We start from the raw sequence: 19193 nt of genomic DNA, 5'->3' as shown, positions 1-19193 counted from the left end.
AGGGCTGCTTGCTATAGGCTGGCCGGACACGAGAAGGCCTCCAGCTCATTACTCCAGAACGGGGTATTAACGGTATCGGGTATCAGTTCGAGTCGCGCTTTATTGCCTTGTACAGCCAGATGCAAAACTTTATCAGTGCGGGTTTGTGGCCGCTCCCGGGTAAGTTCGTCCAGTAAGCGGAACCACGACCACTCGCCTTCATAACTGGCATTGGCTGACAAGCCCGCATTGGCCGGGGTAAACACTAAGCGGGTTTTAAGTTTATTGCGATCGCCCGGCCAGTAGAACTGGCTTGAGCGGGTTGGGCCATGCCGGTATGACAACTCCTGGCCATCGATATCCAGCATCAGATGGGTAATATGCCGATCAAGAAACAATGGCTTTAAACTGAAGCCCACTTTCAGTTTCTGACTGCCCGGTTCAAAAAAAGTACTACGGATCCGCTGGGCACGCTGAAAGGTTTTCAGCACTTGAGCATCCAGGCCGATATCTTTTTTAAAGGTCCAGGTAGTGCGGCTGGTGTTGACAAATGGGCTAAGGTAATCAGTGAAAAAGCTGTCAAGGGTGCCGCCATAACCGAAGAAGCGTTCAAAATCACGCAGTTTAATATCTTCAACTGCCTTACGGTTTAACGGATAACGCCCTGCTATTGCGCCCCGGTATTCAGATAATACTTTACCCTGCCAGGCTTCATTGATGTGCTGCCGACTGCCGCTGGCAAATAAACGGGCCGTGTCGCCGGAAATATTTCCCAGCCAGGTACTGAACGGCGCAGGTACTTCACTTTGTATACGGCGCAGCGCGACACTCAGCTCGTTGCCTTCTTCAGAGTTAAGCTGATTGGCATATGCTTGCCGCGCCCGGCCACCCGGCACATATAGCCGCTCTAAATATTCGTAATAACGTCTTGTTGTCTGGCCAATTTGCTCCAGTTGCTCCGCCTCAATTGCCAGCAAAGCTGAGAAAGCAGCTTCCACTTCCTTACCCGGTAAGCTACGGCTGACATCAGGCATTTCATCCGGCAATACCCGGTTCAGGCGGCTGGTTTGACTGGAAAACTGGGTTGTCGCTACTTTACCGGCCACATCTGCCGCCATATCAAGTTCTGCCGATTGGGGCAACTGAGTCAGCCGCAAGTTCTGCTGTGCCGCCTTAATAATATTCTGAATAGGTTGCTCTGGTCCTGCCAGAATTTTGGTTTGTGCCAGCCCCTGCTCTACATTGGTAATAGCCTGCAGTTCAATGTCGTTTAATAACTCCTGCCATAAGTGGGCGTAATCACGCATGTAGCGCATGGTTACCTGAGCTGACAAATCAGAATTACTATGCTCATCGACATTTTCATCTTCGCCATACACCCAGCTATCGGCCATGAGCTGGCGAATTATCCGGCGTTTTTCAATATTAAATACGCCATGAAACCCCTGATAAGTATACAAACCCGGGATCCCTTGCCGTAGCGGCTTACCACTGCGTCGGCTGAATAACGTAACACTGTCGGTTGCCAGCACATCAGATAACCTGAAATCCGGAATATGACTATCCATCAGTTCTGTGCGAATGCGCTGATACGCGCGTTCGGCTAACGGCACCGTCATCAGTAAATCCCGGCTGGCAGCTACCACGGTCTCATCATAGCGGGCACCCTGTATTCCACCCTGCAGTAACGCATCAAGATGGCTTTGCAATGACACACGCAGTGGTTGGTTAATGTCTGAGGGCAACATCCGTTCGGTATATTGCGTAAACCAGACTTGCAGCTGCTCTGGCTGATAACGCTGCGGCTGGAATATCATCAGATAGGTTTTCAGGGTTTCATATAAATAGTCACGGTGATCGGCATGCTGCTGCATTTCAGCGGTAAGACTTTGCAATAAAAATGGTACAAAATCAGCATATAGCGCACGTTGATAAGCGGTCCTGGCCGACTGCCCCAGTTTATCACCCTGATACAGCCCCAGATTCTTCGGACCGTCAACCGGTAACAAACCGGCATAGCCGGCGGGCATATCACGCAACACATTAAGCTTTTCATTTAGTTGCAGCATCGACTGCTCTGCCTGCTCCTGCTCCAGACGCTGATACTGCTCCAATGATAACGCTACCTCGTCAACCAGTTGCCGGTTCCAGTTATAGCTTGAGGTCCAGGCACTGAGTAACCATACCGAGGCGACAGCAGTCGCGGCCAGCGTGCCGTGCCTGATCCATCGGTGCTTATTTTTATGTTGCAGATTAACCGAGGCCAGCTCGCGCTCAGGAATAACGATTTGTTCAAAAAAACGTTTCAGGAAAAAACTTTTGCCTTCACCGGTATGTCGGCGCAGGGGTGGTTCAGCCAGGCCGAAACTGCCGCCCAACTGAGCCATAACCCGGTCGATTGGTTGCCCTTGCTGCGTGGCACTGGCAATATAAACCCCACGCAGCATGGTCGCCTTTTCAAAAGGATTAGGCGCAAATATTTCTTTTAAAAAATCATCTGCGGCACTTTGTAACAGCCGCAGCTGCCGGGGAAACTCGTAAATCGCGGCGCGGCTGGACTGCTCCCGCTCGGTTTGCAACCGGCTGTACAGCCGCTGATGCAAGCGATTAACCATGGCATGGAATGCTTTATTAAACTGGGCAACCACGCCTTTTTCGTCGTCTTCCGGCTCCAACGCAAAGGTTGTACCCCATACCTGCTCTCTGTCTTCCGGCGCCAAATCATCAAAAAACTCAGAAAAACCTGCGATCAAATCGGCCTTTGTAAACATTACATAAACCGGAAAACTCATGCCAAGCTGGTTTTGCAGCTCCTGCACCCGTTGTTTAATGGCCCTGGCATGCAGGTTGCGTTCGGTGCGGGTCTGGTTCAGTAAATCCGCCAGGCTGACAAAAACCACCACGCCGTTTATTGGCCGGCGTGGCCGGTGCTTGCGCAATAAGCCGAGGAAGCCCTGCCAGGCAGTCGCATCCTGCTGAGCATGACTGTCCTGCGTGGTATAGCGTCCTGCGGTATCGATAAGAACGGCCTGATTAGTGAACCACCAGTCGCACTGACGGGTACCGCCGATACCTTCTATTGCGTCAACACCCATTTGTTCTTTCAGGGGAAATTCCAGCCCGGACTGCTGCAAAGCGGTGGTTTTCCCTGAACCCGGCGGGCCAATCAACATATACCAGGGTAGCTGATAAATATCACGGGCTTTGCTAAAGCGGGCATGCTTTAAAATATCCAGCGCTTTTTGCATCCGGTTACGCAGAATTTCAATATCCCGTTTTGCCATTGCATCGTGCTGCTGCTCATCACCATTTAGCAAGGTATCAACTGCTTGCTTATTAGAGCGGTTTTGGCGTAAGCCCCGGATATAGTGGCTGGCTCCCCAGATAATCGCAATTACCAGTAGCGTAACCAGCCTGGCTGTTGTGCTGGCAAGTGGCTCAACACCGGCAATAGCAACCAGCGGGCCACCAAACCAAATCAGCAGTGCCAGCGCGGTTAAACCCAATAGGGTAATAACCCAGCCCGCGGTCAGAGTGCGACGCAATGAGAGAAAAAATCCTTTAAATTTCATACATCTGCTCCTTGCTGTTTGCTATTGCGCTAACAAATCTATTTCAACACGCCGGTTTAATGCCCGGTTTTCAGCCGTATCATTTGGCGCTATCGGATCGGCCTCTCCCCGTCCTTCCGGCCAAAGCCGGCCATGCAACTGGCCGCCAGCGGCAAGGGCATCGGCCATTGCATTTGCTCTGGCCAGCGATAAATGCCAGTTTGACGGGTATTTACTGGTGAATATTGGCAGGTCGTCGGTATAGCCACTAACCAGGATCCGGCCATCGGCACCTTCCAGCGCGCGGGCAATTTTGGTAATAACGGGTACAAAGCTTTCGTTAATTGTCACGCTGCCAGGGGTAAACAAATGATGCAGGCCAACCCGGATCCTGACCCGATCAGGTAAAGTAATAACCTGCAGCATGTCACGGCGTATTTCTGTCTGCAGTAATTGTTGTAAGCGCACTGCATCCAGCTGAGACTGACCGTTAACGCCCGATTCTGCTTCAGGTTGCCAGTTAACCAGGGTATTGAGCTGGCGATGAACCTGATCAGAATAATCATTAACTTGATAATTAAGATACATATAAACGCCAAGCAATAGTGCCGCAACAACTGAGCACAATACCCATAAAGGTAACCTGTGCTCCAACGCACCAGATTGCTCAACATCGCTGCGCCAGCTGGGCGAAAGCTCACGGGGCGGCTCTTTACGCTGACTGCGGATCGCTTTGTAGGCACGGTCTTTAATCAGTTCCAGTTTTTCATAGCCGCGGTCTGCCACCCGCATTTTGCCAACGAAGCCAAACGCCAGACACAAGTACTGCAATTCCAGTAGCATCAGATTTTGGGCCGGGTGTTCAATAGCGTTTTCTAACAGGGTGAAAAAGTACTCACCGCCAAAGGTTTCATTGTGGAATGTCGACAACAGACTCTCAGTGGCCCACTCACTGTTGCCTCCCCAGCTGGTATTGAGAACAATTTCATCAATAAAGCAACAAAGGGTATAGCGGGCCTGCTCAATGACTTCAGGTACTACTGCCCGGGCCCGCAGGCGCTGCTCGTACTGATTAATTAAGTTAACACACTGTTTTTTAAGACCATTTACATCGTTATGGCTGGCCGTACTGCGAATGGGTGCCACCAGAGAGAAAAGCATTGCAGCTTCGTCAACCAGCACATTATCGCTGACAGATAAACTTTGCACAGCCGGACCGGCTGTTGTGGCCCTATTGCCGGTAGCAATCCGGGTTTTATCATTATCTGTGCCGGCACCGCCGGCGATAATATCTGGCCCAGCTGCCACAGATTCTGGCTTTATAGTAGCAGCGGCTGCTGCCTGGCTGCTGCGACCGCCCGGCCGCGGTTTCATAATGGTTTGATCTGACATTGCCAACTTTCCCTGTTAATCAGGCCTTAATCGCCCAGAGCTCCAGCTTTAACCCGGGGTAATTACCGGACAAATGCAAAGCCAGTGCGCCACTGTTAGCCAGCCTTTGCCAGTAAATACTGCTTTTATCCAGCTGAAAGTAATGATATCCGGCATGGTACGGTACCTGGCGTGGTGCCACCGGCAACCCGGTAACCGCAATACCTGGTAATTGGTTATTTACCAGCTCACGAATATGCTCAACCGGACCAATTTTCAGTCTGGCTGGTAAATGTTTCCGAATATCTTCCGCCGGCACATCAGCGCTTACTGCCAGCACAAACTGGGCATGATCCAATAACGTTTTGTCGGTTAGCGGTGATACCAGTATGCCGAACTTTGCCTGCTCTAATGGCAGGGCTTGCGCGGTTTGCTCCAGCACTACACTCAGCGTCTGGTTCATAATCACCGCTAAGTTTCCGAATACCATGGTCAAATCGTCATGGATGTAAGCAGGAAATTCAGGAGGCCGTTTGTCTTTGCTGGTAAAGGTTGCCAGTTCTCCCAGCATCGACACCATCAGCTGATACATAGCCAGTGGGTTGCTGCCATCCATTTGCTGCCAGTGTTTTAACACCGGCTCATACCTATTAAGTACCTGCAGCATCAAAAAATCGGCGATAGAGCTGCTATTGCCCTGACCTTTACCAATTCGTCCGCTCAGTGCCTGTGCCCGTTGATTAAGCATGCCGAGCGTTTCATTAATCAGGGCTTTTAAGCTTGAATTACGCTGAACGTTAAGCAACGGCGGAATAAACTTGTCATCGAGCTTTACTTCCCCCTGATCGGTCACTTCTCTTACTCTGGCAATCGGCAAACCAACAAAGCCACTTCTGTCGTCACTTTCCAGCTTCAGCAACAGCCGCAATCGGGCTAATTGCAAGGTTTCAACCGTTGCTTCGGCTAAGCTGTTATCAGTGAGGCTATGATCAGCGAACTGAAAGCGGGTAATTTGCTGACTTTGCTGATCGGCAATATTCAAACCGTTCGCCTTATCGATAGCCAGACATAAAAATATCTGCTGATCCCGGCACCCCTTTGCAATACTCAACGGCGCAGGTAATGGCTCTACATCCGGCAGTTCCAGCAAGGTTCCGTCAGCTAAAATGCCTTTTAACCTGGTTAAACCAAACTGACTAAACTTAAGACACTGACTGTCCAGTTGGTAGTCATACACACCCCAGCAAAAAGGTGCTAGCTGAGCCTGCCGGCTTTGATCTGTGTAATGCAGATGGCGTTCTTGTTGCTGAAAATGCTGCGGCCGTAAAAACATGCCCTCTGACCAGGCAATTTTACTAAATTCACTCATTAAATTATTACTCCGGGTAACGCCGCAATCAGCGGGCTGGCCGCTCTAAATCGTGTTCACGGATATACACTGCTAACTTATCAACATAGACATAAAAGTCGTCATAGCCGGTTGGTTTTACATCAACCACTGCCCGCCAGCGTGCGCCTTCGATATCACGATAAGCAGCGATGACTGCCACGGCTTTGGTTGTCGGCAACAAAGCCATTTTGTATTCATTACGCTGGCCGGGTTCAAATACCAGCTCATCAATTTTGAGCAGATCGGTACGCAGGGTTTGTTCCGGGTTATCGTACAACGCAAAAAAATCCTGATTCTCAAATACCGTCTTTGACGCCAGTTCATACACTTTGATAATAACGGGCGATGGCCGCTCATCAGCATCAGGGTTAATATCCTCAGCCACCCTGAAGTGCAATGTGGTGGAAGGTGGGAAAGTAGAATAGACAGCCTGACACCCTGTTACTAAGCTCATTGCTATCAAAGCGAACATCAGCAGATAGATCCGTTTCATATGTGACAACTCCATTAATCTGTCATTTTTGATTTGTTAAATACGCTTCATAAGCCCGGATAAAATCATCATTTACCCCGCCTTTGGCCGTACGGCCTACTTCAGCCAGCAATTCCTGATGTAAGGCCTGATATAAACTCCAGTAGCGGTTATAGCGTTGCGCCGGGTTAACTTTATCAATAAAGCTGCCACCAAAATCGCGCTGCTCAACCATTGCCGGCGTCAGTTGGGCCAGCAACCCCTGCATAGCGCCAGCGGCACCGGCCACAATTGCTGCTTCATGCTGGCTGATATCGGCGAACGCAGCGCTAACAGCCTGCCGTGGCCCCATAAAACTACTGGCGTTGTGGTTAAATAAATTATGAAATGCTTCGCTCACTGAGGCGGAAAACTTCAGTGGGTTATTTTCGCGTTGCTGAAAGGTTGTCTGGTTCACCCGTAAGCTGCTTTTCAGCTCAGAGCGGGAGCGCATTACCTCAATAATGCCCTGTAACGAGGCTTGCAATGCTTCGCCCAGCTGTTGCCACCAGGCGGGATTATTCAAATACTGCTCTGGCACAGCAGGCACATTAAGGGCACGGAGAAATGCCTGTAAACACTGCTGCGCAGCGTCGGGTTGTGAGCGGGACATTGCCTCATCAGAACTGCCGGTATTAACAGTTTGCTGTTGCGCTGCGGCCAGCTTAATTGGCTCATCAGGCAAGGTTTGTTGCTGCCACTGGGGTTGCCAGTCATCGGGAATAAGGCTGTGTGGCGGAGTAAAACTTTCGCTAAGCATATCATTATTTGCCAGCACGTTTTCCCCCTTGCTGACCAGTGTGGCAGCGGTCAGACTCTCGCTTTCCGCCCCCTGAGCCACCCCTGACGCGACACCGGCCGATGATGACAGGCCGTCAAAGTCAAAATCACTGACCGCCAGGCCCTGGCCTGCCTCTTTCGCTGCCGGGCTTGTTGAAAAAGCCATAGCACTTTGAGCTGACGGATTAATAATGGCTACCTTTATTTCATAGTCGCCCAGACAAATTAAATCGCCATCAGCGAGTTGGACTTTGTTCCCGTTGCCCAACGGCGTTACCGAACGATTAACAAACAGGCCATTAGTTGAACTGTCGGTGATCCAGAAACCTGCGTCGTTAAAACTGATCTGGCCATGAATACCAGATACCACCCGCTCCGGATCCGGTAAGTGCCAGTCGGCATGCTCAGCACGGCCAAGGGTGCCGCCATTAGCATCAAATCGTTTTAACGCTACCTGGCGAGGTGATAAACGGTGATAACTTAACACCGACAGTTCCAGTAACATATCCGTCTGACTCACTTAACACTCCCTGCCAGCATTGCATTAGTTGACTACATTTAATTTACTAAAATATGCAGCGGCAAAGATTAGCGCCTAAAAAGAATCAGGTCAATATATATCTTATTTACATATTTGCAATTTAGCTTGATGTTTTTTCATCTAAAGCTAAAATAGCGAAGCTTTAGTGAGTGCGTTCTGGCCGGTTAGTCGTTAACCGCCCAGAATTTACCTCACAATATTATTGCAAAAAGAATTATTGTCACTCATTTGTTAACGCTGAGCCACTTACAGCAACATACATTCAGTACACCGCTGTGCATGGATGAATAAAACAGCAGAATAAATAACAAGGTAACCCTAAAGATGTCTGATAACGCCGATAAAACGACACCTCCAGATAATATCGCAGCAGCTGATAACGATATTACTAAAGCGGGCACTCCAGATAACACGGCAACGCAGGTCGCTGACGATAATGAAAAAACCCGATTTGCCAGACCAAATCAGCCTGCCAGCGCGCCAGCCAGCGATTTAAGCGGTAAAACCATTAAGCAACGTTATTTGCTGGAATCAAAAATTGGTTCCGGTGGCATGAGCGACATTTACCGGGCACGGGATACTTTTTTAGCCGAGGCAGGGGTTACTGAAAATCAGGTTGCGATTAAAGTGCTGCAACCACAGTTTGTCAGTCAGCCAGAAGCACTACAGTTATTGCTGCAGGAAGCTCACCGGACCCAGCAGTTATCGCATCCGAATATTGTCAGGGTATTTGATGTTGACTGTTCACAGGACTGCTATTTTATCGTTATGGAATATCTGGACGGTGAAAGCCTGGATCAGGTTATCAAACGTTACAAACCGAAAGGTTTACCACTGACAGCCGCTGTTAAATTGCTTGATCAGCTTGGTGCAGCCCTGTGCTTTGCCCATAGCAAAGGCATTGTCCATGCTGATTTAAAACCAGCCAATATTATGGTTAACCGTAGTGGTCAGTTAAAGGTGCTCGATTTTGGCGTGGCGCATACCCTGCAGCTTAATCATGATATTTATGCTGCAGAGCAACATAACCCGGCTGCGGCCGTCAGTGGTTACACCCCGGCCTATGCCAGCACCGATTTACTGGGGGGTAAAACCCCGTCGGTTAGCGATGATACCTTCTCATTTGGCTGTATCAGCTACGAATTGCTGACTAGTAAGCATCCGTTTGAGCGGATCCCGGCCGATAAAGCGGCTAAGCAACAAAAGCAGCCAGCTAAACCTGCGCACCTGAACCTGTTACAATGGCTGGCACTAAAACGCGCACTGCAGTTTGAAAGCTCCGCACGTAACACCACCATTGATCAGCTGTTACGCGCTCTGAACCGCCGCTACTGGCCGGCTGCAACGGCGGCTTGCATTGGTGTACTGGCAGCAACCGGACTATGGCAGCTGCATAATCAGCAACAGCAACAATTGCTGGCAATGCAGCAACTTCAGCAGCAACAACAACAACAGCAACAGCATTATTTGCAACTGGCTGACAGCGATGCCGCTGAGTTTTTACAGGCTTATGGCCGCCTGGAAACTGCTGAGCCGCTGGTACGCTCTGGTTTGCTACGATTACAGTCTGACAAGCTACTGGCCTATTTTGAACAGCAAATTGACAGTGTGATCAGCGACCGGCGGCATAATTACCCCGATTACCCCCAAATTGAACAATTGCTGGCGCAGGCGCAAAGTCTGTATCCGGATTCACGGTATCTGGCAGATATCGCCAGCAGCATGAACCGCAGTAAGCAAACAGCGCTGGATGTGCTGCGTAATCAGCTTAATAGCCTGCTCGTTAATCAGCAATATCAGGTTAATACTGAAGAGACTGATATTTATAATATCCTGGAAGATATCAACCGCATAGATCAACGCTATACCATAGTGCCGGATGACGCTGAAATTGCCGCCTACCAAAGTGCCTTTGCCGATGCAAGCAGGGAACACGATGCGCCGGCTTTAAAGGCACTGATTAAAGCCGGCAAACAATTTTTTGCTAACAGCGGACAACTGCAGGACCTATTGGCCCACGGTGAACAACTGCAGGCAGCGGTTGAGGCCATGGCGGCTTATCATGCGGCGAAAGAAACTGACGTACCACTGCCCTTCCCCCATCAGGAGGCGGCGGTGTTTTATCAGCAAACCTTTGATCGTCTGAGCGAAGAGTTAACCAGCAGCCGGTCAGCGCGTGATACCGATACTATTTATCAGCAGTATCAGCTATACAGCAGCCAGTTGCCGGCTGATTTCAGTTTACTGGTTGGTTTAAAGCGGCAACTGGCAGACAAGTACCTTACCCTGTCAGGTGAATTGTTAAAAACCAATCAGGTACGCAGTGCTGAACGACTTATGCGCAGAGCAAACACCCTGATGAGCAGTATTAACAGCTAGCGAAACCGATCCAGCGCCTGACATAGCTGTTCAATCCCCTGGATGGTGCGGGGGCTGGTGCGGTAAAGTAAGTCGGCGTCAACCGTTACAAACTGATTGCTGGCAACGGCAGGCAGCACCGGGTACTGTTGCCAGAAACGGTTATCGGCAGGCCTGGCCCCCGCCGTTGCCTGAATAATAACCTCAGGCTGAGCCTGCAATACCTGCTCTAACCCTGGTTGCGGGTAATCGCCTTTCGCACCGGCAATAATATTATCTGCCGCGCAAAGACTCATTGCTTGTGCCGGCCATGCCTGATTAGCCACCGACGTTAATGGTTCAGTACCCATACTGAAAAACACTTTTAAGCGGGGTTTATCTTTATATGCCTTACGAATTGCCGCTAATTGCTGCTCAAACTGGCTGGCCAGAGTATTGGCCTGTTGTTGATTGCCAGTCAGCTGACCTAAATGACGTAACTCAGCGGCAATATCAGATATCAGCAGCGGATCAGAGAACGCGACGTTGATGCCGAACTGTTGTAAGCGGCTGACATCAGCAGCAACATTACCTGTTTTCCAGGCAATCACTAAGTCGGGTTGCAGTGCTAAAATAGCCTCGAGATTTACCCCGGCATAATTGGCAACTTCAGGTAATTCCCGGGCCGCGGCCGGGTAATCGCTGTACGCACTTACTCCAACCAACCGCTCACCGGCACCAACTGCGTACAGCATTTCGGTAATATGCGGTGCCAGGGCAATAATCCGTTGGGGTATTGCAGCAGCTTTATCGGCCGGTACCGGTTCAGTTGTACTGGCAGCACTGGCAGCGCTGCCACAACATACCAGCACCAGCCACAATATGGCAGACATAAGCCCATGCTTTATCACCAATCAATCCCCCGCTGTGCCTTAATGCCGGCATCAAACGCGTGCTTGACCACCTGCACCTCACTAACCGTGTCAGCCATCTCAATCAGGGTACGATGACACGAGCGACCGGTAATGACCACGTGCTGTGACGCCGGACGGTTTTGCAAAGCTTTAACAATACGTTCCAGCGCAATATAGTGATAACTGACCATGTAAGTCAGCTCGTCCAGCAACACTAAATCAATGGCAGGATCAGCCAGCATCTGCTCTGCCCTCGCCCATACCTGCTCTGCCGCGGCAATATCCCCGGCTTTGTCCTGGGTATCCCAGGTAAAACCGGTAGCCATAACCGCAAATTCCACCTGATGCTGCTCAAGTAAATTCCGCTCACCGCAATCCCAGCTGCCTTTAATAAACTGCACTACTGCTGCCGTTAAACCATGGCCCACGGCCCGCGCTACGGTACCAAAGCCTGAGGTAGACTTACCTTTGCCATTACCAGTGATAATCAGTAACAACCCTTTCTCGGCGGTCGCTTTAGCGATACCTTGCTGCACATGCTGCTGTAACTTTTGCTGGCGCTGCTTATGGCGTTGCTGGCTGGTTTGCTCACTACTACCAGTATTAGGAGTTTTATCGTTTTCAGTCATATTTTTATCAGTCATATTTTATCAGTCATATCGTTATTAGCCATGCTGTTAACAATGAATGCTAGGCGGCACTTTTGCGCTGACGCATAATTACCAGGAAAAACACACTGCCAAGCACCGAGGTAATGATCCCAAGCGGGATCTCCTGATTCAGCAATGCACTACGGGCCAGATTGTCAATCCAGACTAAAAATATTGCGCCAAACACTGCACAACCCAGCAGCAACGGCACGGCAGTAACCCCGACAAAATAACGAACCAGATGCGGGATCATCAGGCCAACAAATGCAATACCGCCACACTGCGCTACAATACAGGCCGTTACCAGCGCCGTTAGCAGTAGCAGAATAAAACGTAAGCGGGTTGGGTTAACGCCAAGCGTCTGAGCACTCTCGTCGCTAAGTAATAGCGCATCAAGTTGGCGGCGCAGCATCAGTGCTATCAGCAATAATACACTGACAGCAGGCGCGATTAAGCCAACGCTGCTCCAGTTGGTCCGGCTCAGGCTGCCCATCAGCCAGAAAATAACTTTGTTGGCGGCGAAAGGCTCGGCAAAGTACAAAATAAAACTACTAATGGCACTGAGCATAAACGACACGGCCACCCCGGCCAGCAACGTCATTTCAATTTTCCGCCATTGCCGGCCCATACATACCAGAAACACCAGTGCTACCGCAAAAAGTGAGCCAAGGAATGCAGCAACAGCCAGACTTAGCATATGTTCAGGTAACACTATGCTGGCGATACTGGCCCCAAGGCCGGCTCCGGCCATTAAACCAAACAAGTAAGGATCAGCCAGCGGATTGCGGCTGGCGTTTTGCAACACAGCCCCGGCGACAGCCAACCCTGCCCCCACGAGCATGGCACACAGCAAACGCGGTAACCGCACCTGCCAGATAATGGTACTGGCAAGCGGGTTATTCGCGTCACCCAGCAAGGCGCGCCATACATCAGCCACTGATAAACTGGCACTACCAATGGTCAGGCTCAGTAATCCGCTGCAAAGTAATGCCAGCAGCAGTAACATCAGAACAAAGGGTTGCTTCATTCCCACACCCCGCTGGCAAAAAAGGTAATTTGTAATTTGCCATGCACCGGGTGCAGTTTAACTTCACAGGGTAGCTGAAATACCTGGCTTAACTGTACTGCTGTCAGAACCTGCTCCGGTGAACCAAACGCCAGTAACTGCCCCTGGTGCAGCAATGCAATTTTATCGCAGTAACGGGCAGCTAAATTAAGGTCATGCAGACAGGCAAGCACGGTTTTACCCAGGCCCCGGCTTAGCTGTAATATCTGATGCTGATACAACACATCAAGATGGTTAGTTGGTTCATCCAGTAATAGCAACTCAGCCTGCTGCACTAAGGCCCTTGCCAGATAGAGCCGCTGTAATTCGCCGCCAGAGAGTGTTTCAACCAGTGCCTGGCTTTTGTGTTCCAGGCCAAGTTGCTGCAGTGCCAACTTTATATGTTGTTCATCTTCGCTGCTGTTAACGTCAAACCAGCCTTTGTGAGGTAACAAGCCCATTGCGGCAACCTGATACACCGTTAACGCAAACACCGGTGGGCTAACCTGGCTGACGCTGGCAATGCGACAAGCCCGCTGGCGGCTGCTCAGTTTTGACAGGGAACGTTGCTGAAGCAGAATATCGCCGGTTGTTAATGGCTGATTACCATTAATCAGCTTTAGCAAGCTACTTTTACCCGCCCCGTTTGGGCCGATAATACCAATAAACTCGCCTTTGCTAACGCTAAAACTAACGGGTTCAAGGATTGTCTGACCATCGATAACTAACGCGGCCTGATTAAGTCGTAACAACGCCGGGGGCACACGCCGCTCCTGAATTATCCTGAATAAACAACACTGCCGGCAGAAAGCCGGCAGTGAATGGGTTTGATTATGCTACGCGGCGATGATAGCCGGTAATACCGGCCTTAGTCCAGATTTGCCAGTAAGGTTTTATCCAGGCCATCTTCGTTTAAAATTTTGACAATCGCCTGACAATGGTCAAGAGTAAAATCGCCTTCACCAATTTGGGTATTCAGCATCGCCCGGCGCTTAAGCACAATTTCAGCAACCTGTTTGCCATCACCCAGTTTGCTGTGCAGTTTATCTAACCATGGATACAGTTTTTGCTCTGCCTCATAGGCAGCCTGTCGCACCTGCGGATGAAAATCCTGGCAGGCATTAATATTCAACAGATAAAAATTTAAATAACCCGCCACCGTTATCAGCTTGTAGTCCTGGGTGTTTGCCTGCACCGGTGCAGTTACTATCAACGCGGCCACTGCGGCACCTAACCATTTTTTCATTGTTATTCCCTGCCATCTGTTGCTAATTATGCTAACCAATCTAAACAGAAAATCATTGTTTTGCAATCTTGCCACCAAAAAAAGCCGCCAATCAGGCGGTAAGTTTTACATTGCACGACGCAAATATTTAATATGAAGTATGGTGGCTTACCGGTGGCATCTGGGCTTTTCTGAGCAAACCGCTAATTGTCAGCTGTTAGTGTGTTATCGTTGCCAAGCAGCATATACACCAGCGTCTCATCTGATTTTTCAATCTGTTCTTTAAACCCCAGGCTTTGGTAAATCGCAATAGCTGCCTGATTATGCCGGTATACATTCAGGCTAAGTATGTCTGCACCACGCTGCCAGGCCAGATTAATCAGCTGGCTGCAAAGTTGCCGCGCCACACCCTGCCCCCGGCATTGGGGGTTAGTGATGATGCGGGCCAGATGATAGCAATCTTCATTAATTTTAATAAGCTGGCCAAAACCGGCAAGGCCGTTATCGTGCTTTAAGCAATAACTGTTATCCTGACAAAACATAATTTCAGCAGCAAGTTGTGCTGGCTGCAGCGGATAAGTTACCCTTGGTCCGGCCCAGGTCCGGCTCTCATCTGCATTGCTTAACCAGGTTATTACTTCCGCCAGATCTACGATAGTAGCTTGCTCAATATTCATAAAAAACGATCTTTTTCAGCCTCTGCCGGTACTCTGCAACTGTTGGCTTTGCCAAACATTTTGTAGCGGTTGCGGGCAAACAGCCGGTAACACCAATCACGAAACGATTTGGGTACTACTTTAAACACATTAAACAGGTACCAGTAGCCACGAAGATCTTTTGCAATTTCCAGGGCCGCATCTGACAGAATGTAAATTTTGCCATGTTTCAACAGTATTAAAGTGTCCGGATCACTGCTGCTAACGCCGTATCGCTGCATAATTTGTTCCGCATGCTTACTTTGCATGGGGGTAAATACAAACTGAGCATCGGGGTCACGCTTAATAATGAAATTGACCGCCCCATTGCAAAAATTGCACTCGCCATCAAAAATCACGACATGTCTGTTATCCATATTGCCCGCTTTATTTTGCAAACCTTAGCCTATTCCCTGCATGCTGGCATCCATAACAAATATGCACCAACCCTTATTAACATTGACATTAAAATTACAGGCTCACTTTGAATCCTCATCGCGGGGCGCACCATCTTGCTTCGTAGCTTGTTTCTTTGCCATTAAAATGCCAACAGCAACACCGATAGCTATCCCAGGGCCAATACCGATTGCCAGGTTGCCAATCGCCAGACCAAAAGCAATACCGACCGCGACACCGATAGAAATTCCAGCGCCAATGTAACGTTTTTGCTGATCGTTATATTCGTCTGCCATGCCAGAACTCCCTTAAGTTTTGATGCTTTCAGTAACATTGCTAAAACTCCCCAGCAGCTGAAAGTCTCTAATACACCTTATTAAGCCAGAGTTTAAAAAAGCAATTTTATGCCCGCAAAAAATTTTAGTAACTTGTCTCGGGATAAGGCCGGAGCCCTTTGTTTAAGGCGTTAGTTGACCCTGAACTGCCAGCTTTTTTACAAACACTATTTTGTCTTCCGACCCACAAGCACTTTTATCTATACCGACTATTTTATAGCCGTTAGATATCAGCATAATAAGCATGCCAGGAAAGCGATTCATGGATTTAACCTTAATTTGTTTGTAACCTAAATTGCGAGCCCATTCTTCCTGATAGTTCAGCAGCAATGTAGCAACACCTTGTTTTCTATACTCAGGAATAACTCCACCCAGCCAACTATAAAAAGTATCTTCAGTTAATTGATAACCAACTTTATAGCCAACAAGCTTCCCTTCATACTTTGCTACCAGAATTAAACCAACTACTCCATCAAGCCTGCTCTGTAATCGCTCAAGAGTTGTTGATTGCTCAAACTCAGGTATCTGTTTGCTAAGGGCTGCAATATTCGCAGCACTGCCAATTTCTATTTTAATGCTCATAGCTCAACTAAAGGCATAACGCGAAGTTTTGGGGCTGCCGTAGCGCAGCGTAGGCAGTCCCAGCCGCGATAGCGGCGACAACAGCAAATTGTTATGTGCTTTAACCATTACTACTGCCAACAACATACTTTTTATCATTTATTAAATTGACGAAGTTGAATGTGGTTACCATCACGATCTGCGATGTTTGATACTTTAAATACTGGATTGCTCCACTCACCCTCGAATGCTTTACCACCTAATTTAACAGCCTCCTCACGCGACATAGCCATATCATCTACCGTCAGGAAAAGCTTAATGGGGCTGAATGTTTTCTCCGGCATATCGAACGGCGGAACATGAATAATTAAGTTAAAACCATCTGTTTCCAGGCTGATAAAATCATTGGTTTTACGAACAACCCGCATGCCGAAAAGTTTTTCATAAAACGCTGATAAGTTGCTCAAATCACCAGAGTAAATAACAACACCATTTTGTGCTGGCCCAGACATATGCTTTTCCTTGCCGTGAACTGTGGATTGAAATAATGCAGATAAAACAAACAATGTAACAGCAAAATATTGTTCTTACCTATTAATAGTCGACACTCGGCTATGCAAATTGGCGTTCAAACCCAGCCGGGCTGATATCGCCAATTTTTCGTGCTTTTGAATAAAGCTATTTTTCAGCGCCGCATACAAAACACTATCATTCGCACCTGATGCTCAATGATAACTCCATTCGCTTTTAACAGTCTGCGTCAGCGGCGGTTGGCAGAAAGTCCGCAGCATGCTTTTTTGTTGGGAGGCGCCAGTTCTTGCCACTACTCAACAGCCGGAGTAGCGACCAGGAGCAACATCTCCGGCATGTAAGGAATGGCCTCCTCGACGTTGTTCCACAATATTACAACACCATCCGCGTCAATTATCCGTTGGAACATCGCGCTCCCTCCGGATCCCGCACCGCCATGCTCCGCGACGCGAACCCGGCGCCCATCTTCAAGCTCCAGAACGGGAAGGCTAAAGCCATAACCGTAGGGTGCACCGTGCGCCGGGTGAAACCGCTGAGCAAGCGAAGGGTCACCGTGCGGGGTGAAAACGAGGTTCCAGGAAGCTTGTGAGAGAAGCAAATCAGACCCCAGTGCCCGTGCGAAGAGCAACATGTCATCAAGCGTGCTGACAATCCCCGCCTCCCCTTTTTGAATACGTTCAATCGGAGCTGGCTGCTCACCCCGATAGCGAATGGCAACACCCCCAGCCTTGGCCGGAATTGACGCCCAGTGTGTCTCGCGCATGCCAAGAGGTTCGAATACGCGAGAGTGCAAAGCCTCCTCAAATGAGCGCCCGGTAACCTCCTCTATGATTTTCGCCAGCAGAATGTAGCCCGTGTTCGAATAGCCAAATCCCGTTCCGGGAGCATACTCCAGGGGTTGCTCAGAGACTATTCTAAGTACACTGTCACGCTGGAGATTGGGGAGATTGTCCCAATAGTTTGGGATGACAGAGACATAGTCGGGCACACCTGCGGTATGGCTCAGAAGGTGATGGATCAAGATTTTCGCTGCCCCTGGTCCTTGGTAATCCGGCAGATAGTCGGCGATGCTGCCGTTGAGATTGAGCTGACCTGACTCCACGAGTTGCAGCACAATGATCGCAGTAAACGGCTTCGAGACGGAGAATAGGTCAAAGGGCATTTTTGCTGTGTTCGACAGCCCAGCATCACGGTCCGCCTGGCCCACCGCCCCCCGGAAAAGCACCGTCTTGCCGTCAGCGACTAGCAAGCCACCATGCCATTTCCCGGTCGTCGCGTACTCTCTGGCGATCGATTCTGCTTTGGCAATACGCGGGTCCCGGGGTGATGCGGTATCCCTGCAACCAGCGAATACCAATAATAGAATGGATATGCCGACCGGCATCCACATAGGTGTGTTCATCCTCATAAGTGCTTACTCCCTGTGCATAGCATTGGGCGTCACGCGAAAGCCCGTCGAGCCGCAGCATATTGTTTGGGTTTGTTATACCTTGTTTTACAGAGCGTGTACCAACCAGTAGATGATCTTCACTACGCAACTAAAAACCAAAAAATACTGAGGAACCCACGTTTTTCTAATTAAAGACCAAATTGAGCCAACAAACAAAAGCAGAGACAGTGGAGCGAAGATATTTACTCCGAGAATGAACAAATTCTCACAGTTAATATCGACATACCTTCCATAGCAAACTCCTGACACAGACCATACAACCAACGCTGCAAAAGCTGTTGAAAGTAAAATCTCTATTAATGCCAGATTTTTAAGCACGTTGCGATTTACTCAGACAGTTAACGCCCAAGTTAATTGGCCAGCGCAGCGAGTCCGGCGCCGGGAGGTGCGAACTAACACGGATTTTTATGTAATAGCCGTTCACTCTGGCAGCTTATCGAATTCTGGTACATCATCTAAATCTTTATCCCAAACAGCTTTGCTAGACGTAAAGATGTGAGCTGTTGGTGACATAGAGACTGCCGTATCCAGACACCCTGCGGGAACGAGAAGCAAACCGCCTTCATGAATGTTAGGCAATGCTGAACCGCAGAACTTGCAAAAACTTTTCGTGTGGCGGGTGCCTGGAAGCGTGAAGGTAGTCACAGACTCTGAGCCTGCCAACCAGGACAACTTAGCTGACTTCAAAAATAAATTAGCCGCATGAGCAGACCCTGTATCCTTTTGGCAATGCTGACAATGACACAGGTAAAAACCGTCGAACGTCCCTTGCACTTCAAATTTTGCATTGCCACACAGACAAGTACCATAATAATCAGTCATCAAGTCTCCGTCTGTTGTCTGTAGTTTGCGCACACATAGACATAATGACTCCCCAAGAGGTGCTGACCTCCGAGTTCGTGGGTTAGTTTTGCAACCAGAGCCATACTGT

At 49.2% G+C, this 19193-nt stretch carries 18 protein-coding genes; 1 reads left to right on the top strand and 17 read right to left on the bottom strand.

Features of this window, described 5'->3' with window-relative positions; translation table 11 throughout:
* Positions 1-11: 11 nt before the first annotated feature.
* Genes tssM through tagH form a run of 5 tightly spaced genes read right to left on the bottom strand, consistent with a single transcriptional unit; the run spans position 12 to position 8102 of the window.
* Complete coding sequence (tssM, locus tag KQY15_RS11350; RefSeq protein ID WP_217669322.1) at positions 12-3551, bottom strand: type VI secretion system membrane subunit TssM; 3540 nt, start codon at positions 3549-3551, stop codon at positions 12-14.
* Positions 3552-3572: 21 nt separating this feature from the next.
* Positions 3573-4922, bottom strand: a complete 1350-nt coding sequence (gene tssL / locus KQY15_RS11345; protein ID WP_217669321.1) for a type VI secretion system protein TssL, long form — start codon at positions 4920-4922, stop codon at positions 3573-3575.
* A gap of 19 nt (positions 4923-4941) precedes the next feature.
* Positions 4942-6270 carry a type VI secretion system baseplate subunit TssK gene (tssK, locus tag KQY15_RS11340; protein WP_217669320.1) on the bottom strand — a complete coding sequence of 443 codons (1329 nt, stop codon included), beginning with the start codon at positions 6268-6270 and terminating at the stop codon, positions 4942-4944.
* 28 nt (positions 6271-6298) lie between these two features.
* Positions 6299-6784, bottom strand: a complete 486-nt coding sequence (gene tssJ, locus KQY15_RS11335) for a type VI secretion system lipoprotein TssJ (RefSeq protein ID WP_217669319.1) — start codon at positions 6782-6784, stop codon at positions 6299-6301.
* A 22-nt stretch (positions 6785-6806) separates the two neighbouring features.
* A complete protein-coding gene (tagH, locus tag KQY15_RS11330; RefSeq protein WP_217669318.1) occupies positions 6807-8102 on the bottom strand; it encodes a type VI secretion system-associated FHA domain protein TagH in 1296 nt (431 codons plus the stop codon).
* 345 nt (positions 8103-8447) lie between these two features.
* Between tagH and KQY15_RS11325 the strand changes: the two genes are divergently transcribed.
* Positions 8448-10502 carry a serine/threonine-protein kinase gene (locus KQY15_RS11325; protein WP_217669317.1) on the top strand — a complete coding sequence of 685 codons (2055 nt, stop codon included), beginning with the start codon at positions 8448-8450 and terminating at the stop codon, positions 10500-10502.
* Here the strand turns inward: KQY15_RS11325 and KQY15_RS11320 are convergent.
* The 12 genes from KQY15_RS11320 to KQY15_RS11265 all read right to left on the bottom strand — a co-directional run bounded on the left by KQY15_RS11320 (position 10499) and on the right by KQY15_RS11265 (position 19084).
* A complete protein-coding gene (locus tag KQY15_RS11320; protein ID WP_254795668.1) occupies positions 10499-11353 on the bottom strand; it encodes a cobalamin-binding protein in 855 nt (284 codons plus the stop codon). The genes KQY15_RS11325 and KQY15_RS11320 overlap by 4 nt on opposite strands.
* Before the next feature lie 14 nt (positions 11354-11367).
* Positions 11368-12003: a cob(I)yrinic acid a,c-diamide adenosyltransferase gene (gene cobO, locus KQY15_RS11315; protein ID WP_217669759.1), complete on the bottom strand. Its 636-nt coding sequence runs from the start codon at positions 12001-12003 to the stop codon at positions 11368-11370.
* Between the two features lie 61 nt (positions 12004-12064).
* Positions 12065-13051: a FecCD family ABC transporter permease gene (locus KQY15_RS11310; protein ID WP_217669316.1), complete on the bottom strand. Its 987-nt coding sequence runs from the start codon at positions 13049-13051 to the stop codon at positions 12065-12067.
* Entirely contained in the window at positions 13048-13833 is a 786-nt protein-coding gene (locus KQY15_RS11305; protein ID WP_217669315.1) for an ABC transporter ATP-binding protein, read from the bottom strand. The genes KQY15_RS11310 and KQY15_RS11305 overlap by 4 nt, the downstream gene beginning before the upstream one ends.
* A 104-nt stretch (positions 13834-13937) precedes the next feature.
* On the bottom strand, positions 13938-14315 hold the full coding sequence (locus KQY15_RS11300) for a hypothetical protein (protein WP_217669314.1): 378 nt from the start codon (positions 14313-14315) through the stop codon (positions 13938-13940).
* Positions 14316-14497: 182 nt separating this feature from the next.
* Positions 14498-14971: a GNAT family N-acetyltransferase gene (locus KQY15_RS11295; RefSeq protein WP_217669313.1), complete on the bottom strand. Its 474-nt coding sequence runs from the start codon at positions 14969-14971 to the stop codon at positions 14498-14500.
* Entirely contained in the window at positions 14968-15366 is a 399-nt protein-coding gene (locus tag KQY15_RS11290; RefSeq protein ID WP_217669312.1) for a thiol-disulfide oxidoreductase DCC family protein, read from the bottom strand. The genes KQY15_RS11295 and KQY15_RS11290 overlap by 4 nt, the downstream gene beginning before the upstream one ends.
* A gap of 102 nt (positions 15367-15468) precedes the next feature.
* Positions 15469-15681, bottom strand: coding sequence for a glycine zipper domain-containing protein (locus tag KQY15_RS11285; RefSeq protein WP_217669311.1), 213 nt, complete (start codon positions 15679-15681; stop codon positions 15469-15471).
* A gap of 162 nt (positions 15682-15843) precedes the next feature.
* Positions 15844-16302, bottom strand: a complete 459-nt coding sequence (locus KQY15_RS11280; protein WP_217669310.1) for a GNAT family N-acetyltransferase — start codon at positions 16300-16302, stop codon at positions 15844-15846.
* 134 nt (positions 16303-16436) lie between these two features.
* Entirely contained in the window at positions 16437-16793 is a 357-nt protein-coding gene (locus KQY15_RS11275) for a VOC family protein (protein WP_217669309.1), read from the bottom strand.
* A 311-nt stretch (positions 16794-17104) separates the two neighbouring features.
* Entirely contained in the window at positions 17105-18202 is a 1098-nt protein-coding gene (locus tag KQY15_RS11270; RefSeq protein WP_217669308.1) for a serine hydrolase domain-containing protein, read from the bottom strand.
* A 480-nt stretch (positions 18203-18682) separates the two neighbouring features.
* Positions 18683-19084: a GFA family protein gene (locus KQY15_RS11265; RefSeq protein WP_217669307.1), complete on the bottom strand. Its 402-nt coding sequence runs from the start codon at positions 19082-19084 to the stop codon at positions 18683-18685.
* Positions 19085-19193 lie beyond the last annotated feature (109 nt).

Origin of the sequence: Arsukibacterium indicum (assembly GCF_019100565.1) — a bacterium.
GTDB classification, from domain to species: domain Bacteria; phylum Pseudomonadota; class Gammaproteobacteria; order Enterobacterales; family Alteromonadaceae; genus Alishewanella; species Alishewanella indicum.
Note: the sequence above shows the minus strand (reverse complement) of the source record. Positions and strands in the feature narration are given on the sequence as shown.